This window comes from Pseudomonas sp. Irchel s3a12 (genome assembly GCF_900187485.1).
GTDB lineage: Bacteria > Pseudomonadota > Gammaproteobacteria > Pseudomonadales > Pseudomonadaceae > Aquipseudomonas > Aquipseudomonas neuropathica.
Genome location: NZ_FYDN01000003.1, coordinates 121,743 through 135,670 on the forward strand (window position 1 = coordinate 121,743; position 13,928 = coordinate 135,670).

General features: G+C 58.3%; 10 protein-coding genes. All 10 read right to left on the reverse strand.

From position 1 onward, the window contains the following. Nucleotides 1-8: 8 nt before the first annotated feature. From CKW14_RS06775 to tagH, 10 genes are read right to left on the reverse strand one after another with little or no spacing between them, the layout of a single operon-like run. Nucleotides 9-518 carry a hypothetical protein gene (locus CKW14_RS06775; protein WP_256587187.1) on the reverse strand — a complete coding sequence of 170 codons (510 nt, stop codon included), beginning with the start codon at nt 516-518 and terminating at the stop codon, nt 9-11. A gap of 3 nt (nt 519-521) precedes the next feature. Then, nucleotides 522-2,252, reverse strand: coding sequence for a peptidoglycan-binding protein (locus tag CKW14_RS06780; RefSeq protein ID WP_095125036.1), 1,731 nt, complete (start codon nt 2,250-2,252; stop codon nt 522-524). A gap of 11 nt (nt 2,253-2,263) precedes the next feature. Then, entirely contained in the window at nt 2,264-4,699 is a 2,436-nt protein-coding gene (tssI, locus tag CKW14_RS06785; protein ID WP_095125037.1) for a type VI secretion system tip protein TssI/VgrG, read from the reverse strand. A gap of 28 nt (nt 4,700-4,727) precedes the next feature. Next, the gene (locus CKW14_RS06790; RefSeq protein ID WP_095125038.1) at nt 4,728-5,729 is read right to left on the reverse strand and encodes a serine/threonine-protein kinase; all 1,002 of its coding nucleotides are present in this window, start codon (nt 5,727-5,729) and stop codon (nt 4,728-4,730) included. Beyond that, a complete protein-coding gene (locus tag CKW14_RS06795) occupies nt 5,726-6,454 on the reverse strand; it encodes a PP2C family serine/threonine-protein phosphatase (RefSeq protein WP_007920303.1) in 729 nt (242 codons plus the stop codon). Before CKW14_RS06795 ends, CKW14_RS06790 begins: the two co-directional genes overlap by 4 nt. Beyond that, on the reverse strand, nt 6,454-9,993 hold the full coding sequence (gene tssM, locus CKW14_RS06800) for a type VI secretion system membrane subunit TssM (protein WP_095125039.1): 3,540 nt from the start codon (nt 9,991-9,993) through the stop codon (nt 6,454-6,456). The genes CKW14_RS06795 and tssM overlap by 1 nt, the downstream gene beginning before the upstream one ends. Before the next feature lie 13 nt (nt 9,994-10,006). Further along, nucleotides 10,007-10,882, reverse strand: a complete 876-nt coding sequence (gene icmH, locus CKW14_RS06805) for a type IVB secretion system protein IcmH/DotU (RefSeq protein WP_095125040.1) — start codon at nt 10,880-10,882, stop codon at nt 10,007-10,009. Between the two features lie 5 nt (nt 10,883-10,887). Next, on the reverse strand, nt 10,888-12,219 hold the full coding sequence (gene tssK, locus CKW14_RS06810) for a type VI secretion system baseplate subunit TssK (RefSeq protein ID WP_007920300.1): 1,332 nt from the start codon (nt 12,217-12,219) through the stop codon (nt 10,888-10,890). Nucleotides 12,220-12,221: 2 nt separating this feature from the next. Then, nucleotides 12,222-12,722, reverse strand: coding sequence for a type VI secretion system lipoprotein TssJ (gene tssJ / locus CKW14_RS06815; RefSeq protein ID WP_007920299.1), 501 nt, complete (start codon nt 12,720-12,722; stop codon nt 12,222-12,224). Between the two features lie 5 nt (nt 12,723-12,727). Continuing rightward, nucleotides 12,728-13,924, reverse strand: coding sequence for a type VI secretion system-associated FHA domain protein TagH (gene tagH, locus CKW14_RS06820; RefSeq protein WP_034152083.1), 1,197 nt, complete (start codon nt 13,922-13,924; stop codon nt 12,728-12,730). Nucleotides 13,925-13,928: the final 4 nt, after the last annotated feature.

Below are 13,928 nucleotides of genomic sequence, written 5' to 3' on the forward strand. Positions count from 1 at the left end.
CATCTACCTTATTCAGACTCCCCCTCATACTTTTGAGAGTCAGGATTGAAGTGCCAAATATGAGGTGTCATCAGAGGCTCACCACCTTTTCGCTGGATACTCCCGTTTGAGTTTCGTTTATAAGAATAAATTTTTATGTCTTTAAATACGTTTTTTTGCTCACTTTCCGGCTCCAGGACTTCAACTTTGGCAAAGTACGAAGCACCGAGTGGTTTAAGATAGCCATGACATTGAAGCAGGAAGCTAAACACTCGATCACCACTTGAACCAACGCCTGTTGACGCTTCAAAAATAAAATCGTCATTACCGTCATTATTCAAGTCACCGGCATATACAATACTGCCGTGATCAACTAAAAAGTCTTTTCCATCCTGCATTGACAATACTTTTGTTTTACTATTACCAAGATTCCAATCAGAAATAAAACTTTTCGAGTCCTGTTCTGGATTACAGATATCTCCCACAGAAGACCATGCAATTCCGGGTAGCAAACCAATCAACAGCAATAAATATTTCATAAGTTACACATCCATAATGAAGGAGTTTCTGCCCGGCCGGACCGCACCCTGCGGAAGATTAGTACCATACTGAATCGCATTAGTGATGGAGTCGTTCAGAGCAGCAAGCCGTCTCTGGATCTCATTGGTTAACAACGTCTCATGCGTGTCCCCCCAGCTAGCAACTGGCAATGCCCAATTTACTTGAGAGTTTGAGTCAATTACAAATTGAATTGCCGGAACAACGAGCGACGCGTTAGTAACAACAAAAGCGGGACGATACACGTGCCAACGGAGCAAAATAGCCACAGATTTTTCTGAAGTAAAAACCGCTCCGAGAGTGCTGACCACCTCATGTCCGGAAACTCTAAATTTGACCTCTCTATCCAATATCTTACTCAACCGAAGTTTTGTCAGCTTCCACATAGCTTTACGGTAGGCCCCGATGGTTCGACCCGCCATACTAAATCTATAATGCCAGTGCCATGTTTTCATATAATTCGCACCCTCCTTTGTAGTCGGCAACGCCTCAAAGTCAGTTTCGGTGCTAAGCTTAATCCACGTATTATATGTACGTACTCCAGGGAAATATAGTCCGGCCTCTCCCCACTGGAGAACGGTATCTAACCCAAACTTTCCGAAAGCCTTGTTAAAAACTTCAGGATTCAAATTTTTAACATATGCGATAAGTCCAGGTAATTCTCCAGGCGCATACGCTGAATTTGTCGTCGAAAATACCCCCATCGTCCAGTGACATGGTCCGGCAGACATAAGCGCATTATCCCAAGCGTTCAATACATCAAATCGCCCATAGCATTCAGCCTCAGCCACCACACGCATAGTTCGATATGTCGATATCTTGGCGCTATTCGCCTCAGCAGCGTTATAGGCAGAGTCATAAAGATTCAAGATTGACATTTCCGCCTCTGGCGACCAACTATGCTTCTTTGCCGTATTAGGTCCACCGAAACCGCCAGGCTCATAATACCCAAGAGTTTGATACTCTAGCCTACTATGTGTATCAGGATAGTCATAATAGCTAGTAAAATCCCTAAAAAATACTCGCGGGGCATTACTAGCAATACTATTATGCGCCCACAAATTGCATCCATTGCTGGCTAGATCAGTTCGAACTCCGGCTGCAGTATTATTCCATGCCTCAACGACTACTGGACATCTGTAGTCATGGCTCAACCAATATTCAATTGCAGCTCGAGTAAGCTCGTTTACTACACCGCTTATTGGGCCGGCATAAATCGAAGAGTTAGCGACAGACTGAAGACTATCAACATAATAACTAACAGGACCGACTGTCTCACCGGTTACTGTCGCAGACTTTCCAGCCTTTGCCACTATAGATGCAGAGCTATCGAAATACACATCCATGTTATTAACTTTTACTGGAGAACCTGCAGAATCCAATAGCAGTTGCCCTTTTTTTTCTTCTCTAACTTTAGCAACTTGCGCCATGGACGCATATATTTGAAATTCTCTGACTGCCCACTCAGTATGACTACCAAACCCTCCATCAGGTGTCCCCACAATGGAGAACCCCAAAGTAATCAAGTCTTCCTGGAGTTTTCTTACATGCTCTGAAACACCAAGAGCTGCGCTAGTACCGAGAAATGCAGCTGCTGTTTCTGCAGTGACTACAGATAACACTGGATTATCATTTCCAGCCCAACGAGGGGGCTTGTTTTGCTCAGGTTTTCCATCATGATCACCTCGACGGAGATCAAAATTACCGTAAATCATTGCTCATTCCCTTATGCAATATGCTGTTCTTCAAGACGCTTAATATCGCTGGAAGAAAGATAATCTTTGTCTGCCAACTCACAAGAACGGTGGAAACAACGGGTGGCATGCTTCGTTTTCGGGCCATTTTCACCGTCGATTTTCCCATCATAGAACCCAAGATTTTTAAGGCGGGACTGAAGCCCTTTCACGTCCGAGGCTTCCGACTGAGCTTTCAAGTCCAACTCCCATACCCATGGCTGAGATTCTGCGCCAAAAGGATAAAAAGTAAGCTTGCCCTTCTTCGCATCGGGCGGAACTGGCTGGTCAACAAACCCTTCACTAGAAGTTGTGCCTTTGTAGGTCACTCCATCCACTTCCAGCGTATAGGGCTGTCCAGCAATACCTTTTTTGTCATAGGGACGTTTCATCTGAATACGGAAGCTCTTTTTCTCCGATGCTGGCGGAGTAGATGCCGGCGCATTCAACAACGCCTGATCCATCAAACTCCCCGCCTTATCCTTATCCGCCGCCCCCGGCAGCACCGGCGGTTTAATCCCGATCCCCGTGCCGGAGCCAGCCGAGCCACCGGCATTGATCTTGATCACCGGCCCAACCACCGTCACCCCACCGCCATCAAGCTTGATAAAGCTCCCACCACCCAAGATGGTCAGCTCAGTCCCCGCCTCAATAACGATCTTGTCCCCAGCCTTGAGGTGAATCTCTTTCCCCACGCTGGTGAGCTGCGCAGTCCCCAACTTCACATGCTGGTTCTGCCCAACCGTGAGGTGATCATCCAGCTTCGCTTCAATCTTGCGGTCGGCAATCGTGGTGCGGTGTTCTTCAGCCTTCAGCTCGGTGTAGGTGTTCTTAACCACCGTGTCATGACGCTCATTCCCGACCCGAATCTTCTGGTCATGCTCGACGTTCTCATCCCAATCGCGCTGCGCATGAATGTAGATCTGCTCCGCACCTTTCTTGTCTTCAATACGAAGTTCGTTATACCCACCACCACCCGGCGAGCTAAGCGTTTTGAACACGCTGCGAGTCTTGTTAGCCGGCAGTGCGTAAGGCACCGGGTTTTCCTTGTGGTAAAGGCAACCAGTGACGAGCGGTTGGTCGGGGTCGCCTTCGAGGAAGGTGACGAGGACTTCCATGCCGATGCGCGGGATGCTGATGGCGCCGTAGCGGTCGCCGGCCCAGGAGCTGGAGACGCGCAGCCAGCAGCTGGTTTTGTCGTCGGCCTGGCCTTCGCGGTCCCAGTGGAACTGGACTTTGATGCGGCCGTACTGGTCGCAGTGGATTTCTTCGCCTTTGGGGCCGGTGACCATGGCGGTCTGGCTGCCGAGTACGCGCGGTTTCGGATGCTGCAGCGCCGGGCGGTAGAACACGTCCCACGGGGTGGCGAGGAAGGTGTTGCGGTAGCCCTGGTGGAAGTCGTCTTTGTTGTCGGTGGTGTCGCTGGTCACGCCTTCTTCGAGGACTTGCGGCTGTTTGCCTTCGTGGAAGAGTTCGGTGAGCAGCCACAGGTCGTTCCACTCGCTGCGCGGGTGGTCGGACAGTTCCATGAAGTGGCCGCTGACCAGTTTGGTCTGGTCGCCGCGACCTTCGGCCTGCCGGTAGTCGGCGCGATGGCGTTCTAGGGCGCGTTGGCTGAGGAACTTGCCACGGGCGCGGTCGATGAAGCGGCCCGGGTAGTCGTAGTCTTCGAGATCCGGCTCAGTACTCTCGCCTTCGGGTTTGTAGGCGGCTTCCATTTGCAGGCGCGGTTTTTCGAAGTCGTAGTCGCGGCGTGTGGTGCGGCTGGTGCGGGTTTCCAGGCGCAGTTTGAAGCCTTTGATCACCGGTTCTTCGGCGACCATGCCGCTGCCCTGCACATACGCGGTAGGCTGACCGAGTTTGCGGAACACGGTCTGGTCGTCGCCGAACACCAGCAGATGGCCTTTGTCGCTGTGCTGGAAGTGATAGTGAATCCCCTCCTCCTCGCACAGGCGCTGGACGAAGTGCAGGTCGGTTTCGTCGTACTGCACGCAGTAGTCGCGATCCGGGCACGGCTGGCTGAGCTGGAAGTTGTAAGCGTTGCCCTTGATGCCGTGTTCTTCGAGGATCAGCGCGATGATTTTCGGCGCTGACATCTGCTGGTAGATGCGCTGGTTGGTGCGGTGATGCAGATATTGCAGTTGCGGCACCATCGACACTTTGTAGCGGGTCAGGCGTTTGCCGGCATCGCCCTGAGCGACGCGGTAGATCTGGCCGTGGATGCCCGAGCCTTGAGGATCGAATGCGAGAAACGCCTGCTTGTGCAGCAGTTGTTCGAGGTCCAGATCAGGGTTTTCGCTGACCAGTTCGAGGTCGAAGCGATACGGCTGGCTGATGCCTTCGGTGCCGGTGAACGACAGCACTTGCAGGTCGCCGACGTAGTCTTCGACCTTGAGGCTGAAGTGGGTTTCGTTAGCTGGGTTGAACATAAAGTGCTCCCTGTTCGAATGTCATCCGTTACGCCCGAAGTCGCAGACGTTGCAGCCAGGACGAAGTGGCGCCCAAGGCGTCACGCAATTGTTGGGCAGTGATGGTGCGTGCTGCAGGGTCGAAGCTCAGCGCGGTTCGCAGCGCTGGCCAGCCGTGTTTCGGTAAGTTCGCCGGCGCTTGCAGCTCGCGCTCCAGGTGCTCGTCGCGGGCCTGGGTCGAGGGCAAGCGGCGGAACGGGTGTTTGCCGCCCGCCAGTTCGTAGATCACGCAGGCCACGCCGTACACGTCCGCGCTGGCCGACAAAGGTTGGCCCTCAAGCAGTTCGGGGGCGGCGTAGCCCGGGGTCCAGGCGTTGAAGCGTTCGCGACTCAGATGCGGCAGGCCGGGCATCACGCCCTCCTCTGCCTGACCGAGGCCGAAGTCAAAGAGGCGCAAGCCGTCTTCGCTGAGCATGACGTTGCTCGGTTTCATGTCACCGTGCAGCACGCCACGACCGTGGGCGTAGGCCAGCGTGTCGAGCAGCGGCAGGACGATGTCGCGCAGTTCTTGCCACGGCAGGCCGAGGGGCCGCTCGCAGAGCAATTTGTCCAGGGTCAGGCCACGCATGTATTCCATGGTGATGAAGGCCCGCTGGCAGTCGGTGTCGACTTCAAAGGTGTGCGCACGCACGACGTTGTCGTGGCGCAGGCGTCGGGTCAGAGCGAACTCACTGTAGAGCAAGGCACTGGCGTCCGGCGATTCGGCAAATTCTTCGCTGAGGATTTTCAGCGCGATGTAAGGATCGGGATCACCGAACTGTTCATGCAGCAGATCCCGCGCCCGGTAAACGGCGCCCATGCCACCGGCCCCGAGCAGACGCTCGAGGTGGTAGCGACCGGCGAGTACATCCGGCAGTGCACCGATGCTGGCCTTGGTCGGCGCCAGCAAAGGTTCTGCCTTGTTCTCCTTGGCGAAGGCGAAGTAGGTCAGGTTGTTGGCCTGTTCTTCGCTCATCAGCAAGTCGTCGACTGAGGATTCGATTTCAGTCATTGGCGGATCACCACGGCTGTCAGGTTGTCGCGCGCGGCGCCACGCAGGGCGCCGTCGAACAAACGTTCCAGCGCCACGTGCGGCGCGCTGAGGCTGAGGGCGTTGCCGAGGGCATCGCTGCTCAGGCCCTGATACAAACCATCGCTGCAGAGCAAAAACGCATCGCCCGGATAGACCTCGAGTTCGAGGACGTCCAGGGTCAGTGTTTCGGCCGCACCAACAGCTCGGGTCAACGCCTGAGCCGCCGGGTGCGCTGCCGCTTGTTCGACGCTCATTTGCTGTTCGTCGATCAATTGCTGTTGCAGCGAATGGTCCTTGGACAGCTGATACAGCCGCTGCCCACGCCACATATAGCAACGGCTGTCGCCGGCCCAGATGCAGGCCGCGCGATTGCCTTCTACCAGCAGCGCCACGACGGTGCTGCCCATGATGCTGTCGTGACGTCCGGCGGTGACCGTCAACTCCTGCCCCAAACGCCGGTTCAGCCAATGCAGGCACTGGCGGATGGCTTTGAGGCGTTCGTCGAAGTCCTCGTGTTGCGGCAGTTCAGCCAGGCTGGCGACGATCAACTGGCTGGCGATGTCGCCACCCTGATGACCGCCCATGCCGTCCGCGACCACCCACAGCCCCTGCTGTGGCGAGTCGAGGAAGGCATCTTCGTTGCGCGCCCGCACCTTGCCCGGGTCGGTACGCGCCGCGCTGCGCCAGGCACTGGCCACCAGCATCAGAGCTGCACCGGCATACGGAAGGTGCGCAGTACGCCCATGTCGAACGGGTTCGGCGTGCGCTGGCTGGTCAGCAGGTAGTTGGCGCGCAGGCCACCTACATCGGCTTTCAGCACCAGCACGTCGCGACCGCTCAGGTACTCGGTCTGCATCAGGTCGAACAGACGGAACAGCGACCATGGGCCGGAGTTCTTCTCGATGCCGATCGGGCGCCCGGCCATTTTGTCCATGACCAGACTGGTGCGACCGTCTTCAGCATCGGTCGGCCATTTGAACGACATTGGCAGGATCGGACCGTGGCGGTATTCCATGGTCTTGTCGCCGAACTTGAACTCGGAACGGCTGACCGCCGGGTCGAGGGTGTACGGCTCAAGCTTGAACTGCACGGTCGGCTCGGCCGGGTTGATCGAGAAGAAGCTCTGACGAATCGTCAGCGCCGCTGCCATCTGGTCCAGGTACATCTTCGACACCGGCAGGCTGTGACCATCGACACTGCGCATGCGGTAGTTGCCCGGATCGCCGCTGACGAACGGACGCATGTAGCTGTCGAAGAAACGGTCGACGGTGCCTTGAGCGCGGAAGAACTCGCGGAAATCGCTGATCGCCACGTCGCTGGTGCTGCTGGCGCTGAACGGATAACGCTTGCTGATGGTTTTGCCATACACGCTGTACAGCTCGTTCTGATAACGGCCGTTCAGGTATTGGTAAGCATCGTTAAGCACCAGACGCCACGAGTCTTCGGCCAGCACGTTGAACCACACGCTGAGCGGACGCGGCAGACGGCTGGACGCATTGCGCAGGTTGGTCAGCGCATCACGCTGGCCGCTCATGCGGGTTTTCGCCATTTCGAACGCGGCTTGTTCCGGCGTGCTGGAACGGGCCAGACCGGCCAGTTGCAGTTGCAGGTCGTTGAGCGCGCTCAGTGCTGGAGTCAGGTCCGCCGCTGGGCCGTTGTTGTCATCGAGCAAACGATGCAGCGGTTCAAAGCGGCGTTGCAGCGACTTCTTCGCGGTGTCCGGCAGGGTCTTCGCTACGTTCAGGGCCGAAGCCTTGTCCGCTGCGGCGGCGGCAAGTTTGCCAACCTTACCCAGTTTGCCTTTCTGCCCGGCCAGCGCATCAGCAGCGTCGCCAGCTTCTTCGACAGGATCTGCAGCCGCCTGGAAGCGGGTGTTCTCACGCACTTCGGTGAGCAAGGCCAGCACCGGCGAGTTGGCCGAGGTCAGGCCCGCCAGTTGCTCGGCGCCTTCACCCGCATCGCTGATCGGCGGCAGGGCAACCTGGCCAACCGCTTCACTCCAGTAGTTGGCGTAGTCGCGGAAGTACAGCTGCTCCAGCTCGACCATCAGGCGACGCAAGTCCATGTCGCTGATGCCCGCGCCTTCGCCGAGTACCCAGTTGTCACGCAGGATGTCGGTGACCAGCGCCGAACCCTGCACCGAGAAATACTGCTGATAACCGGTTTGCGTGTAGAAACCCGGGATCACGTACTCGGTGCCGATAAACAGCGAGCCTTGTGGACCGAGGTGTTGGCTGAAGCGATAGTCCGGCAGGTTGCGCGCCTGCTCACGGAGCATGCGGTAAACCACCGTAGCCAGCGATTCGCTGCGCAATACCTGACGCGCCTGAGTGACCAATTGGTCGTTCAGCGGGTAGATAAACGGCTGCTTCAGCAGGCGATCGAGGTGCGCACTCAAACCGTTCTGTACGGCGGTGTTGCCGGTGTAGCGCGTCGACCAGTCAGTAGCGACCCAGTCCTTGAGCCACGCGGCGTCGCGACGGTCTTTCATGTTCAACATCAGGTACGCACGCAGGCTGTTGAGCAGGCGGTCGCGGTCCTTCATGTTGGCGCGAATCTGCCCTTCGAGCATTGTCGCGACCCGTGGCAGCAGTTGCTTTTCAAGCTCGCGCTCGTAAGCCTCTTTGACCACTGGATTGACGTCTTCGCCCTGATACAGACCACCACGTTCGTGGTACGAAACGTCGCCCTTCTTCGGGAACACCTGGGTCGCGGCGTAGCTGGTGTCGAGGGTTTTCAGCACGCCCATGGCGTCATCACGCGGCGACAATGCCGTGCGCTGCTGCGTCCAGTTCTGCGCCAGATTGCGCAGGTTTTCCAGGCGCTCGTAGTTGGCCGAGAAACCGCCCGCCCAGAGCATGCCGAACAGTGCCAGTGCCGCCAGTGCGCCGACGTACAACGCACGTTGGCCCCAATGAATACGGCTGCGTTCGCGCTTGTCCAGACCAGCCAGGTCGGATTCGGGGAAAATCACTTGGCTGAACAAGTGGTGGATGAACCGTGAACGACCGCTGCGCAGGGTCGGCAGCACACCGGCATTCAAGCCGAGGCTGGCACCGATGCCGGCGGTGGTCGAGTCCATCTCTTGAGTCAGGTGCGGTGCGCTGGTCAGGTAGAAACCGCGCAGTTGCGTGGCACGCTGATAACGGTTGCCAGTGAACGCCATGTCGACGAACAGGCACAGGCGCTCGCCGATCTGCCCCAGTTGATGCGGGAAGTCGAGGATGCGGCCACGGCGCTGAGTGTCGCGCTCGGAGTGCATGCGCATGATTACTTGGCTGTTGAGGCGACGCAGCAGCTCTTCGAACTCGTTGCGCAGTACAGCGACGTCGGTGCCGACCTGATCCTTGCGGAAGCTGGTGCCGAGCACCTGATCGCTTTCTTCGCGGGTCAGTTGATCGAAGAACTCGTCGAAGCCGAGCAGCTTGTCAGCCTTGCTCAGGACCAGATACACCGGCACATCGACGTGCAGTTTCTGATGCACGTCCTGCAGGCGACCACGTACCTGGCGCGCCAGGGTATCGATGTCCTGTTCGCTGCCGCCGAGCAGGGTTTCCACCGGGATGGTCACCAGCACACCGTTCAACGGACGCCCGCGACGGCGCTTGCGCAGCAGTTCCAGCAAGGTGGTCCAGGCGCTGCCGTCGACTTCCGCGTCAGGCTGGGTCATGTAGCGCCCGGCGGTGTCGATCAGCACACCGTGGTCGGCGAAGTACCAGTCGCAATGACGAGTGCCGAGGGTGTCGCGGGTCAGCTTGCGGTCGATCTTGTTGATCGGGAATTCCAGACCGGAAAAGTCCAGCAGGCTGGTCTTGCCGGAAGCCTGCGGACCGATCAGCAGATACCACGGCAAGTCACTGCGCCAGCGCTCGCTGCGGCCGCGATACAGGCTGGAAGTCTTCAGGGTTTTCAGCGCGTCTTTGAAGCGCGCTTTCAACTCCTTCTGTTCTTCGTCGATCAGCTCTTCGCGGCGAATGCGATCCTGGCCGTCCTCGCTTTCTTCCTCGGCTTTCTTGCGGATACCCGCGCGCCAGCTGACGAAGACCATGGTCAGGCCCCAGATCAGGAATAGCACGGCAATGGTCAGCAAGCGCGCGGTCGCACTCTCCCAGAACTTGTAGTCATCAACCGCCAACAACGGGCCGACGAACCACACCAGCAGCGCCACGAACAGCACCAGCAGTAAGGTCCAGACCCAGGTCTGGCGCAGGAAGGCGCCGACTTTCTTGAAAAACTTTTTCATCACACGTCCCTGTTTACGGCTGCGACTGCGGTTGCACCGCAGCCGGATCAAGCGGCTGATAAGGTTGCAGAACGGTGTCGCGCTGCTCGCCCAAGACCCAGGCGAAGCCTGAATACATCACCACCAGACAGACGAAAGTGAACAACAACACCATCCACGCCGGCACGATGCGCACCAGGTTACGGCGCTGATCGTTCAAGCCTTCCCAGTGCGGCGACAACTCGCGCGGCACGTCGCCACGCAACTGACGGATCTGCCGATACAGAGCATCGCGGATGCCTTCGAGTTCGAGCATGCCGCGTGCCTGTACGCGGTACTTGCCCTCGAAACCGAGGGACAGGCACAGGTACATCAGCTCGAGCATCGGCAGATGCTTGACCGGGTTCTTCGACAGTCGATCGAGCAACTGGAAGAACTTCTCGCCACCAAAGGTTTCGTTGTGGAAGCTGCTCAGCAGGCTCATCTGCGACCATTCGCTTTCGTTGCCCCACGGCGTGGTCACGACAGCTTCGTCGACCACGGTGCAGAGCACGTAACGCGCGGCCATCACCTGGCTGCTTTCGGCACCGTTGTGCAGGGCGCGTACTTCAAACAGCTTGAGCCCGGCAGTCAGACGCTCGTTGAGTGCGTACAAGTCTTCGCGGGTTTCGCTGTGCTTGAGGCGCACCACTTCCGAAAGCAGTTCGGACGAAGCAGCGACCAGCGAATTGAGGCTGATGTTGAACGCTTCTGCCGGGCGCAGGCGCGCGGCGTAGATCATGCGTTCTTCCAGTTGCTCGAAACGCGGCGGCGCGGCGAAGTCGGTCAGCGGACTGGCTGCCGGTCCGTGGCCTTGACGATCGAGCAGGACGGTTTTGTCGTCCTGGTTGTAATCCGTTTCCTTGATCATGTCGGTCAGTTCCTGATGGCCCAGAATTTCAGTTCAAGCTCGGCGAATTCGCCGGACACATGGAACGCGAAACCGCCGGAGCGCTCGAGTTGTGCCAGGTCTTCGGAACTGAGTTCGAGGATGAAATAGGTTTTGTTCGAGTGGAACGCGATCTGCCGCGGGGCCACCGGCAACGGTTTGACCTTGATCCCCGGCAAGTGCAGGTTGACCAGTTGGCGGATACGCTCCACCGGGCCGACCTTGAGGTGCGCCGGCAAGCGGTGGCGCAGTTCTTCGGAGTCGCAGTTGGCACTGGCTGCCAGCACGAACGACGCCGAGCCGAGCAGTTTGTGGTCGTGCAACGGCGAGACGATGATGCCGTACTGACGTGCTTGCAGGATCAGTTCAATGGCGTGCTGCTCGAGCACCATCGACAGCACCTGACGAATTGCTTCCATCAGTTTGCGGAAGCTCCCACCCTGATCGGCGTGGGAGTAGCGGCTGTCCAGGCGCGGGCGTTTGCTCTCGCCGGAAAAGGTCGCCAGATCGCCGAGCATGGTCAGCAGCGTGCGGTACAACTCTTCCGGGTGCACTTGCTCCAGGCCGAGGTAGTGGCGCAGCAGCAGTTCGGTGCGGTTGATCAGTTGCAGCATCATGAAGTCACCGACCTCAGCACCGCCGACCTTGCCGTTGGAGCGAATCCGCTCGGCAATCGTGTCGCCACGGTGGTTGAGCATGCTGATGACTTCTTTCAGGCACGACAGCAGATAGCTGGAGGCGTGGGCCTGAATGTAGGTCGGCACGAAGTCCGGGTCGAGGCTGATCACGCCGTCCGGCGTGGTGTCGAGCACGTCGCAGATCTTCAGCTTGACGTAGGCCTGATCGCTCTGCTGCTCGCCGAGCAACAGTTTGAAGTCCGGGCGACCGCAGCTGACCTGGCTGGCGGAATCGTCGCCGGCGTTGGAGTCGGCCACTTCGGCGTCGTACGCGGTGTAACGCGCGAGCACGTCGGATTGCTCCGGACGGCGCGACTCGATGTGGTTGCCGGTGACCAGCGGCAGCGCCAGGTAGATCGGCGTGTTGCCGGTGTTCGGCGGCACGTCCAGCGCCAGCGGCTCAGTGTTGCCACCGAGTTCGAACAGGCTGCCGTCCGGCAGAATCCCCGAGGCTTCACTGATCACCAGTTTGCCCATGTTGAGGAACTGCAAGTCGATCTCCAGATTAAGGAAACCCCAGGTGTAGCCACCCAGCAACTGGGTGCGGGTTTTCATCTGGTGATCGTAATAACGATCGTTGTGCTGGAAGTGCTGCGGACGCAGCAGCATGCCTTCCTGCCAAATGACTTTATGGGTATTCATGTTCAGTCATCCGCCTTGGCGAGCACTTGATTGGTGTTGCGGATGCCGGTCTGATCCAGAGTCAAATCGACTTCGGTAACTTCCAGCGGAGTGATCTGAACGGTGTGGCGCCATTGGGTGTCCGGCAAGTCGCGGTAAGCGGCGAGAACGCCAACATAAAGGCTGCCCTCTTCCACCTTGAGCTTCATCTCCACGGTTTCACCCGGGCGCAGTTCGAGCTCTTCGCTGGCCACCAGATCCGGGTTGAGGGATTCCTTGGCGCGTTCGTAAAGGCTGAAGAAATCAGCGTTCTCGAAGGTCACCGGGTGCTTGAGTTCGAACAGGCGCACGACGATCGGCGACGGCCGACCGTTGAGGTCCGGGTTGAGCTGATCGCTGCCGGTCAGCTTCAGGTTTATCTTGGTCACTTTCGAGTACGGCGACAGCGACGAGCAACCGGCGAGCAGCACCAGCACGGTGAGCGCAGTCAGCGTCTTGAAAAAAGCGGTCGAGCGGCGAGACATGCGCATCATCCTTGGTGGTCGGTGTGGAGGGTGGAGATCAGGCGGATCTGTTCTTCGTAGGCCTGGGCGAAGTCGCGGGCCAGCAGACGCTCGCTCCAGTCATCGTCCTGACGCAGCGCCTGGTGATAGCGGCCGAACGCTCTCCAGCGCCCGCCCGATGTCGCGATCAACGGCTTGTTGTCACGCTCGAAACGCAGGGTCAGTTGCTCCGGCGAGAAGTGCTCCAGGGTGCCGCGTACGGCGGCGCGGCTGGCGGTCAGCAGTGCGACTTGATGCGCCTGCAGATCGCGGAACGCGCGGGAAATCGCTTGCTCGGCCGGCAGATGGCCGGGCTTGCTTGGCTGCAACAGAATCTGCAGCGCTTCGCTCGGATCGACGGCGAATTTCAGCGGATTCTTGTTGGTGCCTTGCACGGTGGTCTGGGCCAGACGCAGTTCGTTTTTCAGCTCCGAACGGGTGCGCAGGCTCTGCTGCAAACCGCCGATGCTTTGGCGCAGCAAGCGCGCCGCGTTCAACGCCAGGGCTTCGCGTTCGTCGTGGCTGAGGCCTTTGACGTCGACACCCAGCGCCGCACCGAAATGATCCCAGAAACCTTCGCTTTGACGCTCAACGGCTTTCGGTGCCGGAGCGGGCTCAGGTTCGACGGGGGCTGCAATCAGCTCCGGCACCATCAGGCTTTCCATGTCGATGCGCGCGTAGTCGGCGCGTTGACGGGAATCCTCAGGCTTGGTGTTCGGCGCCAGCAGTTCGTCGATTTCCGAGTACACACGCTCTTGCTGTTCGAGAGCATTGAGCGGATCGAGATCCAGAAATGCGTCATCGGGAATGATGCTGCCGGCAGCGCGTGGACGGCCGACTTCACCGTCGAAGGTCGCCGGGTCACGCACCAGGCGCGCGCGAATCTCGAAGTCACCCAGTACGTAGGTGCTGCCGTGTTCGATGCGCACCGGTTCGCCTTTGTGCAGGCGTGCGCCGCTCTCGCCGTCCTGGACACCGTTGCTGCTGGTGTCGGTGAGGAAGAACGTGCCCTCGCGGTAACTGACAATCGCGTGGTGATTGGACAGGTGACGCTTGCGGTCAGGGATGATCCAGTCGCAGTCCTCGCCCCGCCCGATCACGCCGCCGGCCTGTTTAAAGGTCTTCTGGCACAACTCGGTGGGCACGAACTGCTTGGTGTTCAGCATTTCGAAAACCAATTCCATGTTT

Excerpts from the sequence above, each read along its gene's own strand:
- CKW14_RS06775 (WP_256587187.1), bottom strand. The coding sequence starts at position 518 with ATGAAATATTTATTGCTGTTGATTGGTTTGCTACCCGGAATTGCATGG.
- CKW14_RS06795 (WP_007920303.1), bottom strand. The coding sequence starts at position 6,454 with ATGCTGGTGGCCAGTGCCTGGCGCAGCGCGGCGCGTACCGACCCGGGC.
- CKW14_RS06790 (WP_095125038.1), bottom strand. The coding sequence starts at position 5,729 with ATGACTGAAATCGAATCCTCAGTCGACGACTTGCTGATGAGCGAAGAA.
- tssK (WP_007920300.1), bottom strand. The coding sequence starts at position 12,219 with ATGAATACCCATAAAGTCATTTGGCAGGAAGGCATGCTGCTGCGTCCG.
- tagH (WP_034152083.1), bottom strand. The coding sequence starts at position 13,924 with ATGGAATTGGTTTTCGAAATGCTGAACACCAAGCAGTTCGTGCCCACC.
- tssM (WP_095125039.1), bottom strand. The coding sequence starts at position 9,993 with ATGAAAAAGTTTTTCAAGAAAGTCGGCGCCTTCCTGCGCCAGACCTGG.
- tssI (WP_095125037.1), bottom strand. The coding sequence starts at position 4,699 with ATGTTCAACCCAGCTAACGAAACCCACTTCAGCCTCAAGGTCGAAGAC.
- icmH (WP_095125040.1), bottom strand. The coding sequence starts at position 10,882 with ATGATCAAGGAAACGGATTACAACCAGGACGACAAAACCGTCCTGCTC.
- tssJ (WP_007920299.1), bottom strand. The coding sequence starts at position 12,722 with ATGTCTCGCCGCTCGACCGCTTTTTTCAAGACGCTGACTGCGCTCACC.
- CKW14_RS06780 (WP_095125036.1), bottom strand. The coding sequence starts at position 2,252 with ATGATTTACGGTAATTTTGATCTCCGTCGAGGTGATCATGATGGAAAA.